16 protein-coding genes and 1 tRNA gene are annotated in these 20,899 nt (G+C 59.8%); 3 read left to right on the plus strand and 14 right to left on the minus strand.

All coding sequences use genetic code 11. The annotated features are described in order from the left end of the window. Window positions 1-275 precede the first annotated feature (275 nt). The 4 genes from tuf to rpsL form a co-directional block, all read right to left on the minus strand. The gene (tuf, locus tag CQR48_RS05860; protein ID WP_029577150.1) at window positions 276-1,475 is read right to left on the minus strand and encodes an elongation factor Tu; all 1,200 of its coding nucleotides are present in this window, start codon (window positions 1,473-1,475) and stop codon (window positions 276-278) included. 170 nt (window positions 1,476-1,645) lie between these two features. After that, on the minus strand, window positions 1,646-3,775 hold the full coding sequence (gene fusA, locus CQR48_RS05865) for an elongation factor G (protein ID WP_015450698.1): 2,130 nt from the start codon (window positions 3,773-3,775) through the stop codon (window positions 1,646-1,648). Between the two features lie 33 nt (window positions 3,776-3,808). After that, window positions 3,809-4,279 (minus strand): 30S ribosomal protein S7, encoded by a 471-nt coding sequence (gene rpsG, locus CQR48_RS05870; RefSeq protein WP_015450699.1) that lies wholly within the window; start codon window positions 4,277-4,279, stop codon window positions 3,809-3,811. A 5-nt stretch (window positions 4,280-4,284) separates the two neighbouring features. Then, window positions 4,285-4,656 carry a 30S ribosomal protein S12 gene (gene rpsL, locus CQR48_RS05875; RefSeq protein ID WP_004269067.1) on the minus strand — a complete coding sequence of 124 codons (372 nt, stop codon included), beginning with the start codon at window positions 4,654-4,656 and terminating at the stop codon, window positions 4,285-4,287. Between the two features lie 371 nt (window positions 4,657-5,027). Here rpsL and CQR48_RS09020 point away from each other — a divergent pair, with 371 nt between their 5' ends. Then, a complete protein-coding gene (locus CQR48_RS09020; RefSeq protein ID WP_143252501.1) occupies window positions 5,028-5,261 on the plus strand; it encodes a hypothetical protein in 234 nt (77 codons plus the stop codon). Between the two features lie 866 nt (window positions 5,262-6,127). Here the strand turns inward: CQR48_RS09020 and CQR48_RS09025 are convergent. From CQR48_RS09025 to CQR48_RS05905, 7 genes are all read right to left on the minus strand, one after another. Further along, window positions 6,128-6,460 carry a hypothetical protein gene (locus CQR48_RS09025; RefSeq protein ID WP_143252502.1) on the minus strand — a complete coding sequence of 111 codons (333 nt, stop codon included), beginning with the start codon at window positions 6,458-6,460 and terminating at the stop codon, window positions 6,128-6,130. A 761-nt stretch (window positions 6,461-7,221) separates the two neighbouring features. Next, window positions 7,222-7,297 (minus strand) — tRNA-His (locus tag CQR48_RS05880). A 491-nt stretch (window positions 7,298-7,788) separates the two neighbouring features. Beyond that, the gene (locus tag CQR48_RS05885; protein ID WP_015450701.1) at window positions 7,789-9,165 is read right to left on the minus strand and encodes an aspartate aminotransferase family protein; all 1,377 of its coding nucleotides are present in this window, start codon (window positions 9,163-9,165) and stop codon (window positions 7,789-7,791) included. Window positions 9,166-10,104: 939 nt separating this feature from the next. Beyond that, complete coding sequence (locus CQR48_RS05890; protein WP_218971688.1) at window positions 10,105-11,190, minus strand: ABC transporter substrate-binding protein; 1,086 nt, start codon at window positions 11,188-11,190, stop codon at window positions 10,105-10,107. 176 nt (window positions 11,191-11,366) lie between these two features. Continuing rightward, entirely contained in the window at window positions 11,367-12,389 is a 1,023-nt protein-coding gene (locus CQR48_RS05895; RefSeq protein WP_101452323.1) for an ABC transporter permease, read from the minus strand. Between the two features lie 19 nt (window positions 12,390-12,408). Further along, a complete protein-coding gene (locus CQR48_RS05900) occupies window positions 12,409-13,413 on the minus strand; it encodes an ABC transporter permease (RefSeq protein ID WP_015450705.1) in 1,005 nt (334 codons plus the stop codon). Continuing rightward, on the minus strand, window positions 13,410-14,594 hold the full coding sequence (locus CQR48_RS05905) for an ABC transporter ATP-binding protein (protein ID WP_081965200.1): 1,185 nt from the start codon (window positions 14,592-14,594) through the stop codon (window positions 13,410-13,412). Before CQR48_RS05905 ends, CQR48_RS05900 begins: the two co-directional genes overlap by 4 nt. Window positions 14,595-14,846: 252 nt before the next feature. Here CQR48_RS05905 and CQR48_RS05910 point away from each other — a divergent pair, with 252 nt between their 5' ends. After that, complete coding sequence (locus tag CQR48_RS05910) at window positions 14,847-15,383, plus strand: Lrp/AsnC family transcriptional regulator (RefSeq protein ID WP_218971668.1); 537 nt, start codon at window positions 14,847-14,849, stop codon at window positions 15,381-15,383. Between the two features lie 231 nt (window positions 15,384-15,614). Here CQR48_RS05910 and CQR48_RS05915 read toward each other — a convergent pair whose 3' ends face one another. From CQR48_RS05915 to purT, 3 genes are all read right to left on the minus strand, one after another. Then, window positions 15,615-16,958, minus strand: a complete 1,344-nt coding sequence (locus tag CQR48_RS05915) for an NAD-dependent succinate-semialdehyde dehydrogenase (protein ID WP_101452534.1) — start codon at window positions 16,956-16,958, stop codon at window positions 15,615-15,617. Window positions 16,959-17,283: 325 nt separating this feature from the next. Further along, complete coding sequence (locus CQR48_RS05920; RefSeq protein ID WP_425513412.1) at window positions 17,284-18,483, minus strand: glycosyltransferase; 1,200 nt, start codon at window positions 18,481-18,483, stop codon at window positions 17,284-17,286. A gap of 48 nt (window positions 18,484-18,531) precedes the next feature. Beyond that, the gene (gene purT, locus CQR48_RS05925) at window positions 18,532-19,863 is read right to left on the minus strand and encodes a formate-dependent phosphoribosylglycinamide formyltransferase (protein WP_101452324.1); all 1,332 of its coding nucleotides are present in this window, start codon (window positions 19,861-19,863) and stop codon (window positions 18,532-18,534) included. Window positions 19,864-20,093: 230 nt separating this feature from the next. On the opposite strand from purT, the gene purC reads away from it, so the two are divergent. Beyond that, window positions 20,094-20,846 (plus strand): phosphoribosylaminoimidazolesuccinocarboxamide synthase, encoded by a 753-nt coding sequence (gene purC, locus CQR48_RS05930; protein WP_015450712.1) that lies wholly within the window; start codon window positions 20,094-20,096, stop codon window positions 20,844-20,846. Window positions 20,847-20,899: the final 53 nt, after the last annotated feature.

Consider the following 20,899-nt stretch of genomic DNA (forward strand, 5'->3'; position numbering starts at 1 on the left):
ATGCGGCCCGGTCAGGGTATCGCTTCTTTCGATAGCTGGTATTCGGTCCCATAATTGCCAAGGCCACAATCGCTGGGTAGGTATGCCGGGTACACGCATGAGGAATGACAATGATTTACCGGGAATCACCGGGGGATGTACCGGGAATGACCAGAAATTGCAGGGAATGACCAAGATTGGCCGGAATGACCGGGGAAATAAAACGCCCCCCGAGGATAACCTCAGGGGGCGTTAACGCTACTTCAGCGTATCAGGGAGTACCTGCGATATGCAGACTACTCGATGATCTTGGTCACACGACCGGAGCCGACGGTGTGGCCACCTTCACGCACAGCGAAGGTGAGGCCCTCTTCCATGGCGACCGGCTGGATCAGCTCGACCGTGAAGGTCGCGTGATCGCCAGGCTGGACCATCTCGACGCCTTCCGGCAGGGTGATAACGCCGGTAACGTCGGTGGTGCGGAAGTAGAACTGCGGACGGTAGTTCGAGAAGAACGGCGAGTGACGGCCGCCCTCGTCCTTGGTCAGGACGTAGACTTCACCCTCGAACTTGTGGTGCGGGGTCACGGAACCCGGAGCAGCCACGACCTGGCCACGCTCGACCTGGTCACGGTTGATGCCACGGAGCAGCAGACCGGTGTTGTCGCCAGCCTCGGCCTCGTCCATCTGCTTGTGGAAGGTCTCGATGGAGGTGACGGTGGTCGTCTGGGTGTCGCGCAGACCGACGATCTCCACGTTGGAGTTCACCGGGAGCTTACCACGCTCAACACGGCCGGTCACCACGGTGCCACGGCCGGAGATGGTGAAGACATCTTCGATCGGCATCAGGAACGGCTTGTCGAGATCGTGGACCGGAGTCGGGATGTAGTCGTCGACGGCATCCATAAGATCCTTGACGGTCTGGACCCACTTCTCGTGATCCGGAGCGTCATCGTGCAGGGCGCCGTACGCGGAGGTACGGATGACCGGGCAGTCACGGTCGAAGCCGTTCTCGTCGAGGAGGTCGCGAACCTCTTCTTCGACGAGGTCGATCAGCTCTTCGTCGTCAACCATATCGCACTTGTTCAGAGCGACCAGGATGCGCGGCACGCCGACCTGGCGAGCGAGCAGCACGTGCTCGCGAGTCTGAGCCATCGGGCCGTCGGTGGCGGCCACAACGAGGATGGCGCCATCCATCTGAGCAGCGCCGGTGATCATGTTCTTCACGAAGTCGGCGTGGCCAGGGCAGTCCACGTGAGCGTAGTGACGCTTCGCGGTCTGGTACTCGATGTGGGCGATGTTGATGGTGATACCACGCTGCTTCTCTTCAGGAGCGGCGTCGATCTGGTCGAAGTCATACTCCGGGTTGAGATCCGGATACTCCTCGTGCAGCACCTTGGAGATGGCGGCGGTCAGGGTCGTCTTGCCGTGATCGACGTGGCCGATGGTGCCGATGTTAACGTGCGGCTTAGTACGCTCGTACTTTTCCTTTGCCATGTGTGTCCTCCTGGACGTCTCGTAGTTTGCCTGTGCGATCTTCGCACAAAGCACTCGCTACATATTACTGGGTTTCTGGGTTGTGTGCCACATCAGAGCCCGAACCCAGTCAACGCTTGTCTATTCTAGCGCTGACTGGGGACAGGGCAAGTCCGATGTGGCTCAGTGTGTCACTCGCCGCGCTGGGCCTTGATGATCTCGTCCGAGACGGCCTTCGGGACCTCTGCGTACGAATCCATCTGCATGGTGAACATTGCGCGACCCTGCGTCTTGGAACGCAGATCGCCGATGTAACCGAACATCTCGGAGAGCGGAACCTTCGCGTCGATGACCTTCACGCCGGTGGCGTCGGTCATGGACTGGATGGAGCCACGACGGGAGTTCAGGTCGCCCATGACGTCGCCCATGTACTCTTCCGGCGTACGGACTTCGACGGCCATAATCGGCTCGAGGATGACCGGCTTGGCCTTCGGAGCGGCTTCCTTGAAGCACATGGAGCCGGCGATCTTGAACGCCATTTCCGAGGAATCGACATCGTGGGTCTGGCCATCGGTGACGGTCGCCTTGACGCCGACCACCGGGAATCCGGCGAGCACGCCGGACTGCATGGCTTCCTGGACACCAGCGTCGATTGCCGGGATGAACTCCTTGGTGATGTGGCCGCCGGTGACCTCGTTGACGAACTCGTAGGTCTTGCCGGAAGCCGGATCGATCGGCTCGAAGTTCATGAGCACCTTAGCGAACTGGCCGGAACCACCAGTCTGCTTCTTGTGGGTGTACTCCTGGTTCATGACGGCCTTGCGGATGGTCTCGCGGTACGCGACCTGCGGCTTGCCGACATTCGCCTCAACCTTGAACTCGCGACGCATACGGTCGACGATGATGTCGAGCTGAAGCTCGCCCATGCCGGAAATCAGCGTCTGGCCGGACTCTTCGTCGGTCTTGACGCGGAAGGTCGGATCCTCGTCGGACAGCTTCGCCAGAGCGATGCTCATCTTCTCCTGATCGGCCTTGGTCTTCGGCTCCACGGCGACCTCGATCACCGGGTCGGGGAAGGTCATGGAGGTCAGGGAGATCGGGTTCTTCTCATCGCACAGCGTATCGCCGGTCGTCACATTCTTCAGACCGACGAATGTGTAGATGTTGCCAGCTTCTGCGGCGTCGACCGGGTTCTCCTTGTCGGCGTGCATCTGGAAGATCTTGCCGACGCGTTCCTTCTTGTCCTTGGTGGAGTCGAGGACGGTGTCGCCGGGCTTGACGGAGCCGGAGTAGACACGCACGAACACGAGCTTGCCGTAGAACGGGTGGGTCGAAATCTTGAAGACCAGCGCGGAGAACGGATCGTCCATAGTCGGCTTGCGGTCGATTTCGACGGATTCGTCGCCAGGCTTGAAGCCCTTGATGGCCGGGATGTCCTCAGGGCTCGGCAGGTAGTCGACGACTGCATCGAGCATCGGCTGCACGCCCTTGTCCTTGAACGCGGAACCGCAGGTCACCGGGAAGGCCTCGCGGGCGATGGTGAGCTTGCGAATCGCGGTACGGATCTCATCCTCGGACATTTCGCCGGATTCGAGGTACTTCTCGAGCAGATCCTCATCGGTCTCAGCGCACGCGTCGAGCAGTTCGGCGCGATACTGTTCGGCCTTGTCCTTGAGATCATCCGGGATGTCGACGGTGTCGTAGTGCGCACCGAGATCGTCCTTGACGTCGTTCCAGACGTAAGCCTTCATACGGACCAGGTCGACGACGCCGGCGAAGTCGTTCTCAGCGCCGATCGGCAGCTGAATGACGAGCGGCTTGACGCCCAGCTTGTCCTTGATGGTCTGCACGGAGTAGTAGAAGTCGGCGCCGAGCTTATCCATCTTGTTGATGAAGCAGATACGCGGAACCGAATACTTGTCAGCCTGACGCCACACGGTTTCGGACTGCGGTTCCACGCCTTCCTTGCCGTCGAAGACGGCGATGGCGCCATCGAGCACGCGCAGGGAGCGCTCCACTTCAGCGGTGAAGTCCACGTGGCCAGGGGTGTCGATGATGTTGATCTGGAACTCATCGTCCACGTCGTGGGTCTGACGATGCCAGAAGCAGGTGGTTGCAGCGGACTGAATGGTGATGCCGCGCTCCTGCTCCTGAGCCATGAAGTCCATCGTCGAAGCGCCATCGTGCGTCTCACCGATCTTGTAGTTCTTGCCGGTGTAGTACAGGATGCGTTCGGTGGTGGTTGTCTTACCGGCATCGATGTGAGCCATAATGCCGATGTTGCGGACCTTATGCAGGTCGGAAAGCACGTCCAGTGCCATAAGTGTTCCTTAGCTCTTGTTCTCTTCGGTCAATTACCAGCGGTAATGAGCGAACGCCTTGTTGGCCTCCGCCATCTTGTGGGTGTCCTCGCGACGCTTCACTGAAGCACCGAGACCGTTGGACGCGTCGAGAATCTCGTTGGCGAGGCGCTCGGCCATGGTCTTCTCGCGACGAGCGCGGGAGAAGTCGGTCAGCCAGCGCAGCGACAGCGTATTCGCGCGAGCAGGCTTCACCTCGACCGGGACCTGGTAGGTCGCACCGCCGACGCGGCGGGAACGGACCTCGAGGCTCGGGCGGATGTTGTCGAGTGCGCGCTTGAGCACAGCCACCGGCTCCTGATCGGTCTTCTCCTTGACCATATCAAGAGCTGAATACACGATGTCCTCAGCGATCGACTTCTTGCCGTCGAGCAGGATCTTGTTGATGAGCTGCGCCACAACGGTCGAACCGTAGATCGGATCGGGCAGCACCTGATGCTTCTTAGCGGGTCCTTTACGTGACATATCTCTTACTTCGCCTTCTTTGCTCCGTACAGGGAACGACCCTGCTTGCGGTCCTTGACGCCCTGGGTATCAAGCGCGCCACGCACGATGTGGTAACGCACGCCCGGCAGATCCTTCACACGGCCGCCGCGCACGAGCACGATGGAGTGCTCCTGCAGGTTGTGGCCTTCGCCGGGGATGTAAGCGGTGACTTCGATGCCCGAGCTCAGACGCACACGAGCGACCTTACGCAGAGCCGAATTCGGCTTCTTCGGGGTGGTGGTATACACACGGGTGCACACGCCACGGCGCAGCGGGCTTCCCTTCAGGGCCAAAGTCTTGGACTTCTTCGGCTTGGCCTTACGTCCCTTGCGGACAAGTTGTTCAATCGTAGGCAACTTCAGTTCTCCGATTCATTGATACTGTTGTTCAGGTGAAGCCGCCGCGCTGCAGCCCCATGCATCCGTTGATCGGAGACAAGAAACAGCCACAGTCCACCGGCCCGATGGCCCGTCTTCCTCCTGCCGCCACGTTACCGCGCGCAATCTAGCGGATTCCGGGATATCCCAGCGCCCACGCCTGTTACATAAGGCATGCCGCTGGCACACACGAATTCTTACTATATCATCGGACTGGGTGCGACACGCCAGTAAGGATTATTGGAATACCGGGGAGCTTCGGACTGAACCTAATTGTGTATGTGCTTGTCTGTCCAGAAGCATCTGAACATCAGCGACTTCGGCGGGTCGGGGCATCGTGAACCAACGGAATGTCTGATTTTTCGTCGCTGGCAATGCTGCGCGACCTTGGCCTTGTGATTGCGGGAGAATATGCGAAAACCTGGCCGCCGGGCCATGAAGTCCCGGATTGGTGCGGGAGTTTATTGCGGTTGTGCAGATACGGCGATATTCTCCCAGTAACGGCTTTAGAGGGTGATTTTCAGAATCGCGGATTTCCAACGTTCCTGTTGGAAGATTATCCGCAGGACAAAGGATTTTCATGATCTCCCAGTCTTCGTGCGGAAGTTTATGCTTCCATCAGGCGAATCCGACAATTCTTCCGGAAAATCACTGCTCTAAACACCACCGATACATGGGCAAGCAGCAGCGCCGCTGTTGCCGCATCCCGACTCCCGGAAACAGCCACATCCAACAAGCCACGGACGAATCCAGCGACTCTCCAGACAAACCAGCGCCAACACCACGACAACTTACAACCAGACCACCCCGCACAAACTATCTGTGCAAACACCGCCCTCAGCGTAACCAGTTTGGAAGAGACATCAGCTAGAGAACTGCCGAACGCCACAACCAAACCTCCCCACAACCACCTCACGACCGCACCACCCCGCACAAACCGTCTATGAAAAACAAGCCTCCCTGCATAACCAGTTTGAATGAGGGATGGCGGGCGGCGTGTGCATTGCCAGACCATCGGACACGTATTGCGGCCTACCTCTATTGTGGCTTGCCTCCATTGTGACCTATCCCTTTGCGGTCTATCCCCTGATGTTGCCCAGACCCCAATATCCGAGAAAAAGGTGGCCCCCGCGATGCCTAACTGCATCTGCGGGGGCCACCTGGAAGGAGGTGATCATCATGTCCAACGCCGCGCCACCTTGCGCGGCAACCTAAACCCTATGCCATTCACCAACACAACATACCTAGCGCCTCATGCGCTTGTTACGCCAGCTGGCTTCAGCGGCCCGGCCTACCTTGCCGTACTGCCCGTGCCGCACATAATCATCACCAATATTCAGTTTTCGATATTCAATTATCTCGAAGGCGTTGCACCCGCCCTCGCGGGCTTGTGCTCCATTGAATCCCGTCGACTTTCTCGACTGAATCCAACTCCGGCCTTCAGTTGCAATTATACCGGATTTCTCCGGTCTGGAAAGAAACGAAACGCCGAAGTTTCTTCGCGATGCGGGCATGTCAACCGCAACTGGCGACGCCGAGCAAAGCCTTGTGCGACAAGGGGTCGCACAATACGGGATTGCAAAGACCAATCATAGATGAACGGCAACGCATAGAACGTGCCAACGAAACTCGGGGCGCGTTCGCCGCAACCGCCGCGCAATCCAATCTCCACGCGATCCATAATCACCGCGAGAATACGACCGCCATGCCCGCGATATTCACCAGACTCGCGCATGTCAAACAGGACGATCCGGCAGCGGCGCCAGATACCTACCTTGTTCACCGGGCTCGCGCTCCCCCAATTTTAAATTTCTCCGTGAAGATGCCGAAATCGCCGAGATATTCAGATAAATGTCTCAAAATCTCTCCATCAAGCGCTATTCCGTGATTTTTTAAGATTCCGCACCCATCCCCGGCACCGGCCGGCTTCGGCAAATCGTTCAACAATCGAATGATTCCAACGTTTCCGTTGGGAGATCATCTTCGAAGCCCCGGATTCCACAGAATTCCCACACCTTGTGCGGGAGAACAGCACGAAATCGCGCATAGGCTTCTCCCGCCCCCCGGTGCCGCCGAGCCAGATTCCGAGCAACCACCATGAACTTCCCTTCCTCCGGCAACCGCGGTTGTCCTGCTTCCACCGACGCTCACGGCACACTCAGCGTCGGCAGAAGGTTGAAGGATGGACATGACGTTGAGCATGAATCTATGACCGGCCGGGACATGGCTGAACGCCGAGCAGAGTACGCACCGCTCATGCCGGATCCCATCGTCATATTACGCGCGGCTCGGCCAATCGCCCTCACGAACTGGCTACGCTGACGGTGGACCTAGCGTAACCAGTTTCTGAGAGGGGCAACAATCTGACACGCTGATGGTCGCTATAACATAACCGTTTGCTCGAGGAACGACGACCTGACACGAACCGGCAACTACCCCAGCGTAACCAGTTCGCGAGAGGAACGATCCGACGCGGCGACGCGCTGTCGCTGCGCGGGCACGAGCCGGGAAGAAAAACGAAACCCCGGGCGAACCCGGGGTTGATGGGGTGGATAACGCGGCTCGAACGCGCGACCTTCTGAACCACAATCAGATGCTCTACCGGCTGAGCTATATCCACCATGTGGTGTCGAACCGAGGTGAACCTCGTTTCGCACAACAGTCAAAAACTATACACGATGTTCAGGACGTACGCTTCCCGGCGCGTCGTTTTTCCTGCAATCACAGAAATACACGACACAGACCCTGGGAACTTCCGGCGTGTCGCAGCCGCCTGGGCACTCCGCGCTGCAAAGTCCTGGCGTGCGATGCCCATTCACAACACCTTCGGCGAAAACACCCGTCCAAACGACACTGCAACGCACCACACCGCCCTGCCGTCTCGAGTCCTAACGCGCCGCACCTCTTTCCACCGCCATCGATGACACGACCAGCAGAACGACGCGCCAACACCACCCCGCACCACCATGAACCACCCCGCAGAAGTGGAACGACCGTGGCCAAACAGCACCGCATACGCGATGCCACTCGACCACGGTCGCGGATGACACCCCAAGCCGGGCAAGAGGAGTGCAATGTATTGGACCCGGCTTAGAGCAGGCTTGATTGGGGTTACTCGGCGGTCACATCATGCGCCATCTCGGCGAAGGCGTTGATGTAGGCGTCGCACGCGGCGTCATCGTGGGCCACCGACAGCGTCCATTCTTCCTCACGTCCCGGAGTCATGAACACGCCGCGGTTGGCCGCATACAGCCAGCAAAGCTGGTTCAAGTCGGTGCGCTGGCCCTGCTTGAAGGTCACATAGTCGACGATCTTGTGCGGGGAGAAGGTGACGCAGCCCTTGGCACCGAAACCGATGGAGTATCCCGGGAAGTCATACTTCTTGATGACTTCGGTGCAGCCTTCCATCAGGCGGTTGTTCAGATGATCGAACAGCTCGTAGGCTTCCGGAGTGAGCACCTTCTCGAGATTGGCACGGGCGGCCGCCACGCACAGCGGGTTGCCGGAGTAGGTGCCGACCTGGTAGACTTCGCCGGATTCGACGACGCTCATCACCTCATCAGTGCCGCCGATGGCGCCCATCGGCAGGCCACCGGAAATCGCCTTGGCCATGGTGACCATGTCCGGAGTCACACCGAACAGCTTGGTGGCACCGCCAGGTCCAATGGTCAGGCCGGTCTTGACCTCATCGAAAATCAGCACGATGCCGTGACGCTTGGTGATTTCGCGCACCTTCTCGAGGTAGCCGGGCTCCGGAGGCACGATGGACATGTTCATCAGGCAGGCTTCCATGATCAGGCAGGCAGGAGCCTCGTCATCGGTTTCCATCTCCCGGATGCGGGCCTCGAGCGCGTCGGCGTCGTTGAACGGCACCGGCACGGTCAGCGGGATCAGGGACTTCGGGATGCCGGCGCCGTACGGAATCTTCTTCAAGTGGTTCTTATCGCCGATGTTCTCGTAATCGCCGACGATGGAAATCATCACCGCATCATGGTGACCGTGGTAGGAACCGAAGATCTTCATGATATGGTCGCGGTGCGTGTAGGCGCGAGCGATGCGGATTGCGTCCATCGTGGCCTCGGAACCGGAGTTGGTGAAACGCCACTTCGGCAGGCCGAACCGCTGGGTCAGTTCGTCAGCGACAACGAAATCATCTTCATCAGGAAGCGCGAAATGCGTACCCTTCGGGAAACGCTCAGCGATGGCCTTGCCGATCTCAGGATTGCCGTGGCCCTGCACCATGGCACCGTAGCCGTTGTGGAAATCGTAGTATTCGTTGCCGTCCACATCCCACAGCTTGGAACCGCTGCCGTGATCGACGTAGATCGGCCACGGATCGCGCAGCTGGTAAGAGGATGCGACGCCGTTGCACAGATGCTTGCGAGCTTCGTTGTACATCTCGCGGGACTTGCCGAGTTTGGCGTTGAGTTTCTCACCTTCCTTGGCGGTGAGTTCCTTGATCCTGGCTTCACTGATGCTTGCCGTCATGTCGAATCCTTTCCTTCGGTAGTCTTGCGATGCGATTTTCGTTGCGTTCTATCGACTTGACTACGAATTTCGTACATTCATAGGTAAAACCCGCATTATTTCGTTGGGATTTCTGATTCCGGAACTGTTTTTCCGCTCGTAACAATTCGTCAACATGGATGTTCGCTTTCGAGGGGCGATTCGCAGCCGCGGTGAGCATCGTGTCGGGCTCGTCCAGATTGCGGCCGATGGGAGATTTGGGGATTGGCCCGGAATACCAAGGATTCATGAGCGCCAACGCCTCAGGCGACGATGGGGCCCGGCATGTGAGTATAACCTCGCACGGACCGGTGGACGGACTGTCAGCCAGGCGATGGAAGGCGGGAACATGTCCGACATGTGAGCGAATCCCCACACAACGACGGATACGCAGTCTTCAGGCCGTATCCCGGTCATATCAACCGCCATCTTGTGAGTCAATCCTCACACGATGGCAGACTCGCACCACCGAATCAACGATCCCGTGCACCAAACCGGTCACCGTGTGAGCCAAACCTCACACAACCACCCTCAAACCACCCCATCCACAACATCCGACCCAACCAACCGGTCACCATGCGAGCGAATCCTCACACATCGACGGATATGCAGCCTCCGGGACTGCAACCTGGACAACACCAACCGCCTCCGTGCGAGCGAATCCTCACACGATGACGGGCACGACGCCGGGTGACGCGGAAGGCGGCACCACTGTCATCACGCACCAACACGCCATTGCGCGATTGACGCACTCCGCATCACGAATGAGCCCAAAGTCCAGTCAAGCACGATCAGTCCAGTACTCCCCCAAACACAACAATGGGTCATACGGAGGTTTCCCTCCGGATGACCCGATTGCCCCCGCAACCACGCAAGACGCACAGCCGCACCCGCCGCACTCCTTGCGCAGCCGCACACGCATCACTGCTTGAAGTTCTCGAACAGCTGCGTGTAGTTGTCGTTGATGGCGTTCGAGCATGCCTTCTCAGTCACCGCATGCTTGAGCTCATCCGCGCTCGGCACAATCGTGTTGGACGACCGCATCTCGCTCGGCAGCAACGCGTCGCCGCCCTTGAGCACAGACCCGGCGCCCGCGGACTCGTCAATTGCTTCCTTGTTCTTCGGATCCAGCATGTAGTTGATGAAGGTCTTCGCTTGGTCGATGTTCTGCGCCCCCGCGGCGATTGCCATATTGTCCACGAACTGGGTGGTGCCGTCGGACGGGTAGACGAATTCGAGATCCTTGTTCGACTGCTGCGCCTGGTAGGCGTCATAACTCCATATCATGCCGATGACCTGTTCACCGGAAGCCAGGCGATCCGCCACACCTTCCGAGCTGACGACACCAACCTTTGACCGGTAGGACTGCAGCAGATCGTTCGCGTTTTGATAGGCGCGCGCATCGGTGGTGCACTGCTCGGAACCGACAGCGCGCAATGCCGCGTTGGTCACCTCGATGGAATCGTTGAGCAGCTGCGACTTTCCATACTTCGATGACAGCGCGAAGAACTCCTTCCAACTGGTCGGCGCCGCGGACTTGGGGATGTTCTTGGTGTTGACCATGAATCCGGTGTAACCCACCGCATACGGTGCCGAATATTCGAGCTTGGGATCGTAGTACGGCGAGGAGAACTCCTTGGAGATATTCTTGCCGTTGGGCAGCTTGGACACATCGAATTTCACGAGCATATGCTCCTGGATGAGCTGGTAGACCATGTAGTCACTTGGCATCACGATGTCATAGCCGGACCCGCCTGTGGACTGCAACTTGGCTTCCAGCGCCTCGTTACTTTCGAAAGTGTCCACGGTGAGCTTGATGCCGGTTTCCTTTTCGAATTTCTTGATGACATCATCCGGCATGTACCCGGCCCACGTGTAGATATGCAACTCGCCGCCGTGCGCCTCGTGGTATGCCCCGTTGGCGACGACATCAGTTGTGCGCGCGGAATCCGAAATACCGCCTGAGCATGCGGCAGACGACAGCAGGCCTGCGACAGCGAGCGCCATGCACGCCATGCGACGGAACGTCCTGCCCACGTGGCCACGACCGTGCCTGCTGCCACAGCCGCGCCCGCTCTCACGGTAGTCGAAATGTGAATGATTGGAAGGGATAACAGCTGATGAGGTGCGCATAACGGCTCCTTTCTTCGATATGACGGCTGCGTTCTGGCGCACGCCGTCGTTCAGTCGTCCTTGCGGTTGGTCAGGACCGAGGAGATGACGGTCACGATGACAGCGAGCAGGAGCAGAAGCGTGGCGACGACGTTGATGCTCGGGTTCACGCCCTTGCGGATAAGCGAGAAGATATAGATCGGCAGTGTCGTCGTGCCCGCGGATGTCAGGAAGTTCGAAATCATGAAGTCATCCATCGAAATCACGAATGCCATAAGCGCGCCGGAGACGATGGCCGGAGCCAGCAGCGGCAGTGTGACGCGGCGGACCGTGATGATTGGCGACGCACCGAGATCCACTGCGGCTTCGAAGCACGAGGTGTCGATGGTCTGCAACCTTGCGCGCAGCGGCATCACCACGAACGGGATGCAGAAGGTGGTGTGCGCGAGAATCAGTGGCAGCAATCCCGGCTTCAGGCCGATCATACGGATGAAGCCCATGGTTGCGACGCCGAGCACGACCTCTGGGATAATCAGCGACGCGTTGATCAGCCAGCCGGCGAGCGCCGAACCCGCCCGTGACATCTGGTCCGCGGCAAGGATGAACAGCACACCGATGACCGTGGACAGGACCATCGCGATGACGGCGACTTGGAGCGAGGTCAGGGTTGCCGAGATGATCGCCGGATCATGGAACACCGTGCCATACCAGGAGAAGGAGAACCCTTTCCACAGCAACGCTTGACGGCCGCCGTTGAAAGAGAACATCACAACCATGAGCATCGGCAGATACAGGAACAGGATGACAAGCACACTGATGAACGCGACGCCGGGGAAGGTTTTTAGCCGGTTTCGCCCGGAACGCCGGGTGCTTAGCGCCCGGTCGGGCTGCTTGTCTTCGAGCCATTGCGGCATCTGGGCGGACGCGTGTTCGCCACGTTCGTCGATGGTCCGTTCGACGATGGCGCCGAATTCCGCCGCGGTGCCGTAATCCATGTGGACGACCGGAGCGGTTTCGCTGTCGTGTGTCCCGGCGGCTGTGCGGATATCCGCTGCTTCCCCGGTATGCTTGATTTCCTTGTTGCTGCTAGTCATTGCACTCACCTCGTTCTGTTCATACCGCCATGCCGGCGTCACGCGCCGCTTTGCCGCCGCCGATGCTTGCCGCGACACCGCACAGCAACGTGATCAGCAGGATCACCGTGGACAATGCCGCGCCGAACGGCCAGTTGCGCGCTTCAGAGAACTGGGATGCGATCAGGTTGCCGACCATGAGGACACGCCCGCCGCCAAGTAGCACGGGCTGCACATAGGATCCGAAAGCCGGGATGAAGCACAACGCAATGGCTGAGGTGACGCCTGGTTTCGCGGCGCGCAGGATGATCCGCCGCATGACGGTGAGTTTACGAGCGCCCAGGTCGTATGCGGCTTCGACCAGACGGAAGTCGAACCCGGACAGCGCCGAATACATCGGCATGATTGCGAACGGCAGGAAGGTGAATATCAAGCCGATCAGCGAGGCACCCGACGTGTACAGCAGCTGTTTGCTACCTACACCGATGAACTTCAAGAAGCCATTGATCGGGCCGTTTTCGTTGAGGATGAGCATCCACGCGTAGGTACGGACGATGAGGTTCGTCCAGAACGGGATGTTGATCAGCAACACCAGCAGGCGCTGGGTTGACGGCTTGCGTAACGACATCCACAGGGCGATGAAGAAGGACAGCACGATGCATATGAACGTGGTGATAAGCGCCTGCCACAACGAGGTGCCGAACACCTTGAGATACCGCGGGTCGAAGGAGGTGCGGCCCAGGAAGTCGGTGGTGAACAGCAGCTTCTTGTAAGCGTTCGTGGAGAACTTGTAGACCACGCCGCCACCGACATCCGGCTGGCTCATGAAGGAGAACGCGACGATGACGCATATCGGGCCGAGTGTGAACAGCAGTCCGACGATAACTGCGGGAATCGAATACCAGTGCGAGAGCATGCCGGGCTTGATGCTGCCCGAGGCGGCGAACAGGGTGCGGCGGCGACGGGAAGTCGTCGCCCCACCGTCTTGCGAAGGCGCAGAAATCGGCGGCTTGCTGCCGTCCAAAGCGGAAGAGGTTTCGCTCATCGTTCCACCACCCTCATATGGTCGGGGCTGACCGTCACACCGACCTTTGCACCGACTGTGAGCAGTTCGGAATCAAATGGCGGGTTGACGCGGATCTGCACGGGTGTGCCGTCGGCGAGACGGACATGGCAGCGGATGTCGGAGCCCATATAGGTCACGGTTTCCACGCTCGCCTGCAGACCGCCGTCCTTCGCCGCACCAAGCGTAATACGCTCGGGACGGACGGCAGCGCTCACGGCCGCTCCCCTGCCATACTCGCTCAGGTCTTGTGTCACGGGGAAGATCTTGCCTTCGACCTCAACCGAGCCGGCATCATGCACGGTGGCGTCGAGGAAGTTGATATCACCGATGAAGTCGGCGACAAACCGATTGGCCGGCTTGTCGTAGATTTCCTCCGGGGTGCCGACTTGTTCGGGCTTGCCCTTGGAGAACACGGCGATATGGTCGGCCATTGACAGGGCTTCCTCCTGGTCGTGTGTGACGAAAATGAAGATGATGCCGGTCTCTCGCTGCAGACGCTTCAATTCGACTTGCATCTGGCGTCGCAACTTGAAATCAAGCGCGGACAGGGATTCATCAAGCAACAGCACCTTCGGGCTTTTCGCGAGCGACCGGGCGAGCGCAACACGCTGCTGCTGGCCGCCGGACAGCTGGCTGGGCAGACGCTTGCCGATTTCGCTCAGATGCACCAGATCGAGCATTTCCCGCGTCTTGCGCTTGATGTAGTCCTTCGGCTTCTTTTCCATTTCCAAGCCGAAAGCGATGTTCTGTTCCACCGTCATATTGGGGAACAATGCGTAACTTTGGAATACGGTGTTGACCGGACGCTCGTATGGCGGCATCTCGTCGATGCGCTGGTTGCCCAAGTAGATTTCGCCGGCATCCAGGGTTTCCAGACCGCCGATGGACCGCAGCAGTGTCGTCTTGCCGCAACCGGAGGGGCCGAGCAGCACGAAGAATTCGCCGGCTTCAATGTTCAGGCTCACGTCGTCGATGGCGTGGACCAATTTGCCTTCCGCCGACCGGAAGGTCTTGCGGGCGCGGTTGATGGTCAGGCCGCTTTCTCTCAGTTCCACGTCCTTGTCACGGCCGATACGGACGCCGGTATCATCCGGCTGATGCGATTCCGCCGCAGATGATGACGGGACCGCATCCTGGACAGGTGATTGTGTCGTGGTCATCGCTCCTCCTTGGTAATTCGTCCGGTCATCCTGCGGCGCCTGTCCGCGGGACGCGTCACGTTCGTGCGTGGCTTGCGAGAACTTCGAGTTCGATAGCGTGCGAGGCTTGGTCTCTGCTGTTTTCGTTGTGATTCATCAAAGGTTGCGATGATTTCCGTTGCGTAAACGCAATATTGCGACTAAAAAAGCGGCGTAACGCGAAATTTTCCCCACGGTCTCGCATCGTGAACAATGGCCTGCTGTGATGGTCGCATGAGAGTTCAACATGACATGCGCGAGCCGTTCGCCGCAGAGACACACGAGACACCGGACAATGAGACCAGCCCCGAGCAGCGCCGATCGCCGTCGCTGCTTGACGAGACCAACAAGGCCATTATCCGCGAATTGCAGAAAAACGGCCGCAAACCTTACGGGGCGATCGGCAAAGTCGTCGGCCTGTCCGAAGCCGCCGTGCGCGGCCGAGTGCAGCGCTTGGTCGAGACAGGAATCATCCAGATCGTCGCCGTCACGGACCCGGTCCAGCTCGGCTACCGCAGGCAGGCCATGATCGGAGTGAACACGAGCGGGGATTTGGACGCGCTCGCCGACCAATTGCGCGCAACCGACGGCATTGACTACATTGTCGCCGCGGCGGGGCGTTTCGACATGCTGCTGGAGGTTTTCACCGCCGACGATGACGATCTGCTTGACCTGGTGATGCGTATCCGCAGGATCCCAGGCGTCGACCACACGGAAGTATTCACGTATCTGCGGCTTATCGAGCAACGGTATGATTACGGCGTGCGGTGATCGCGCAGTAGGCGGTTGCATGCGGCAATGGTCATATTGTGGAATATCCGGGCTGATCCCGGAGCGACGAAGTTGTCGGAAACCTGATGCCAATCAGCGAAACGCAACATCAGCAACCCCAACGAGCAGACGACTCTGGGCATACCAAGCAAACTGATGGCCGGCCGCCAAGAATGTGGCGACCGGCCATCATGCCGATACCAGGCTGATACCGGGCTAACCGCCCTGGATTCAGTGCGCGGCTTCGGTGACGAGCTTGTAGTTCGCGAACTCGCGGATGCCGAGCGGGCCCATTTCGCGGCCGAACCCGGAGTTCTTCACGCCGCCGAACGGCAGTTCCGCCGAATCTGCGCCGGATTCGTTGATATAGGTCATGCCGGATTCCAGACGGTCCGCGAAGCGCAGCCCCTGCTCACTATCGGTGGTGAACACGTAGGAGCCGAGACCATACGGCGAGTCGTTGGCGACCGCAATGGCCTCATCCTCGCTGGACACCCGGTAGAACTGGGCGACCGGGCCAAAGAATTCCGTATGACGCGCGGCCGAGCCTTCGGGAATGTCAGTCAGGATGGTCGCCGGGTAGAAGGCCCCGTCATGTTCGGTGCCGCCCAACACCACCTTCGCCCCGTCATCAATCGCGGCTTGCACCTGGGCGGCGAGACCGTCGGCGGCGGACGCGGAGCACAGGGGCGCAAGCTTGCGTTCCTTGGACACCTTGATAAACCGCTTCAAGAATTCGTCATACAGCGAGTCGATGATGATGAACCGCTTGGCGCCGTTGCAGATCTGGCCGCTGTTCTCGTACCGAGCGTTCGCGCCGGCCTCGACTGCGGCATCCAGATCGTCGGCGCTCATGACGATGAACGCGTCATTGCCTCCCAGTTCGCACACGACCTTCTTCAGGGCGGCGCCGGCCTCCTGGGCGATCGCCTTGCCAGCACGCTCGGAACCGGTCAGAGATACGCCACGGACGCGCGGGTCGGCGATGACCTTGGCGATCTGCTCGTTGGTGGCGTACACGTTGACGAACGCCCCCTTCGGGAAGCCCGCCTCCAGGAAGATCCGCTCCATCGCGGCCGACGACTTGGGGCACAGGGAGGCGTGCTTGAGAATGATGGTGTTGCCAAGCATGAGGTTCGGACCAGCGAACCGCGCCACCTGATAGTACGGGTAATTCCACGGCATCACGCCGACCAGAGGGCCGATCGGCAGGTGCCGGATGAACGCCGTGCCCGCCGCAGCACGGTCAATCGACTCGTCGGCAAGGAACTCGGCGGCATGATCGGCATAGTATTCGAGGATCTCCGCCGAGAATTCGACCTCGACCAGCGCCTCGTCCATCAATTTGCCCATCTCGTGGTTGATGATGGTGGCGAGCTCCTGCTGCTGGTCGCGATACGCCGCCACCGCCTTGCGCATCAACGCGGCACGCTGCTCGATGGTCGTGGTCCTCCCCCACGTGCGGTATGCTTCGTCGGCGGCATCCACCGCCGCGGCGACCTGCTCGTCGGTGAAGGTTTCAAAGCTTTCCTCGACCTGTCCGGTCGCCGGATTGGTCACTGCATATCTGCTCATCGTGTCGCCTTTCGTTGTCATACTTCACGCCATACGCACCCCGAAAGGCAATCCCGTGCGTTTTTCGTTGCGCGAGCGCCTTTGGAATGCGTTTTTTCTTCGCGTTTGGCGGCATGGTATGCGATTTTCGTATCATCGGCGTTACCGCAACATTGCGAAATGCGATCAGCGGACTGCATGACACGATTCCGAGCATGATGTCATACCCGCGCTCCCGAAGCGCGTCTGGCAGAAGCGGTCAAGGTGTGGCGGGCACAACGCTCCCACGCCCGACCGCATGAAACCGCTCGAACCGGCAATGCGCCGATTACGGCGGATTCATCGTTCACAACCTGCCATCGAAGTCGGCGATCGCTTCGCGTTCCATCGCGACGAACTTACGCACGCATGATGCAATCGAATACTCCTCACGCGTGTGCTCGGCATAGATGGCGCCCCAACGGCTTAATTCATCGGGGTGGTCAATCCACCAGTCGATGCGCTGGGCGAGCATGGCCGGGTCTTGGGCTTCGAACAGCGAATGGTCATTGAGCGCGAACTGTCCGGCGGCGCTCTGCGTGGACCGCGCAATCACCGGAACCAAGCCGGAGGCCATCCCTTCAAGCACGCTCAACGATTCAATATCCACGATAGAGGGGTGGACCAGCAGATCGCATGAACGCAGCAGTTCCGGCATCTGCGCGTTGTCATGGAATCCGATTGACCAACGGCCCGGCAACAACTTCCCTGCCATCCGCCGCAGCTCGTGCTGCAACGGCCCGGTGCCGCAGATCGTCAATTCGATATCCTCGGCATGCCGGCTCAACGCGACCGCCCGAATCAGCGTCACATGGTCCTTCTCGCTGGCCAGACGCCCCGAAGCGACGATTCTGAACGGTCTTGGCGACGGCGAACCGGGTTCACGCTGCTGTTTGGCGGTGAATCTGGGCGAATAGCCGTTGGAGATCACATGCAGTCGCTGCCGGTAGCCATGCGCCCGCAACTGCGCGGCGATCATATGCGAGGGCGTGTGGATATGCCAGATATGCCGGTACAGCATGCGGTTGAACAGCCAGTAGATGAACGCCGAAGCGCCGGGGATATACCGCAGCGGCCCCGCCGAATACAGGACGTTCTCCGGCTGCAAGTGGAATCCGGCAGTTGCGGGGATGCCCATCTCATGTGCGGTCCGCACCGCCATGCGGCCGTATTTGAACGGCAGGTACACGTGGACCACATCCGCGCCCTCAAACGCCTTGCGGAACATCGCCCGGTCAGGCTGTGCGAATTGCATCTGCTGTTTCGCCGCGATCCAAGAGACCAACGGGATGTGACGCACGCGAATCGGATACTCAGGCGAACCAATACCGACCAGACGGACCGTATGGCCTTGCCGGCGAAGCTCCTTGGCATACTGCAACGCCGAATTCGACGTGCCGTTGCCCTCATTGCCCGCGGTGTCGACGACCAGCGCGATGACCAGCGGGCGGCCGGCATCCTCGGTGCTGCCAGCCGCCACAGAAAACTCCTGATTCTTCATGCTCATACCGGTATCGTAAGCCTCAAGCCCCACGAAGCCGGAATGCCACGCCGATTACCGTACCGTGACAGTCAGCGCATCGGCGACGCGTCCGGCCTTGGCGCGGGCGTCATCGGCGCTGTCCCCGATGGCGAGTGCCACGGCCATGCGACGATGCCCGTGGACTTCCGGCTTGTTGAAAATCCGCAGGTTGGTGTCCGGCTCGGCGAGCGCCTGTGGCACATTCGAGAAAATCGCTCGGCCGTCGCCTTCGACGACGATGGCATGGCTCGCGCCAACCTGCCCGTCGCCGAGCGCCAAATCGACATGTTCCTGGCTGACCGGAATACCGAGAACCGCCCGCGCGTGGAGCGCGAATTCGCTCAGCCGTTGGGAAATCATGGTCACCATACCGGTGTCGTGCGGACGCGGCGAGACCTCGTTGAACAGCACCGAACCGTCCGTGAGGACGAACAGTTCGACACCGAACACGCCCCAGCCGCGCTCGCCGTGCTCGTGCGCGTCGGCGACCAGTCCTTCGACGCAACGACGAGCGAGATCCTTCGCGGTGCGCAACGTGTCCGGGCCAACCGCCGCAGGCTGCCAGGACTCACGATAATCACCGCTTTCCTGACGCTGTCCGATCGGCGTGCATGTGACCACACCGGCAGACGAGCTGACGGTCAACACAGTCAACTCATAATCAAGCGGTGCGAGCGCTTCGACGATAACGCGAGAAATACCGCCTTCACCAGCTGCACGACGACCGACCTGCGCCTCATGCCAGGCGGCGTCGATGGCATCCGGGGTGCGTACAACAGACTGGCCGTGACCGGAAGAGCTCATAATCGGCTTGACGACGCACGGGTAACCTACGGTTTGCGCGCCGGCACGCAGTTCCTCGAGCGACCCGGCGAAACGGTAGGGTGTGGTCGGCAGCCCAAGTTTCTCGTGGGCGAGCACGCGCAGGCGCTCGCGGTCCATGCAGATGGCGGCGATGCCGGCGCTCGGCACGACTTGCACGCCTTTCGCGACGACGGCATCCAGTTCGGACGTGGCGATCGCTTCGACTTCAGGGATGACGATATCCGGCTTGGTTTCGGCGAACAGGGCGTCCAGCTGCTCAGGATTGGCCATATCGAGGACGCGGTATTCGTGGGCAACCTGCTGTGCCGGGGCGCCTTCGTAGCTGTCGGCGGCGCACACCCACGCGCCCAAGCGCATGAGTTCGATGGCGATTTCGCGGCCAAGCTCACCGGAGCCGAGCAGCAGAACCTTGGTGCGCGTGGCGTCGTCGGATCGGTCGAGCGGGGTGCCGAGCCGCGGATCAGCTGGTGTCGCGACGGAGGCTGATTGTGATGCACTGGACTGGCTTGCGTTGACTGTAGCTTCGGCGTAATCACTCATACCCGTCATCTTGCCATCGGGGGTTGTCAGAACCGTTGCCGACGGTGTTGCCCGGCCCCGAATCGAACCCGTTTGCCGCCGCGCCGATACCGGATAGGCAGCCGGGCGATACGCGGACGATTCTCGGGCGATACCGCCCCCACGCCGTGCCGCCCGATGTAGCCGGCGCTTGGTATCCTGTCCACCGTATATACCCCCAATCCATCTCGTGCTTACGAGGAAGGCGAGTCATGCAGAAACTGGAAAAGCTCTATGAGGGCAAGGCCAAAAAAATGTATGCGACCGACGATCCCGACGTTCTGTGGGTCGAATACATGAACCAGGCAACGGCCGGCAACGGCGCGAAGAAGGCGCAGATCGCCGGTAAGGGCAACCTGAACAACCACATCACCTCCGTGATTTTCGAACTGCTCAAGGCTCGCGGCATCGACAGCCACTTCATCAAGCGCCTGTCCGACACCGAACAGCTGGTGCGCAAGATGACCATGTACCCGCTGGAAATCATCATGCGCAACACCGCCGCCGGCTCCTTCGCCAAGCGGTATGGCGTCAAGGAAGGCACGCCGCTGAAGAAGCCGATCCTCGAATTCTGCCTGAAGTCCGATGAACTGGGCGACCCGTTCATCAACGATGACGGCATCGTCGCCCTCGGCTTGGCTTCCGAGGAGGAGCTCGCCGAGATCTCCCGTCAGGCGCGCGCCGTCAACGAAGCGCTCAAGGACATCTTCTCCAAGATCGACGTGCAGCTCGTCGATTTCAAAATCGAGGAAGGCAAGACCTCCGACGGCACGATTCTGCTGGCCGACGAGATCACGCCCGACACCTGCCGTCTGTGGGATTTGAAGGATCATAGCGGCAAGATCGAGCATCTTGACAAGGATCTGTTCCGCCGCGATTTGGGCAACATCATCCCCGCATACGAGGAGATTTACAGCCGCCTCAAGCAGCTCGCCGATTCCGAAGGCGTCAAGGACGCCGAGTGAGCCCGGGCCCGCACCGGTTTTCCGATGCGGGCCACATTTTTCGGATGCGCCGC

This window comes from Bifidobacterium thermophilum, assembly GCF_002846655.1.
Lineage (GTDB): Bacteria > Actinomycetota > Actinomycetes > Actinomycetales > Bifidobacteriaceae > Bifidobacterium > Bifidobacterium thermophilum.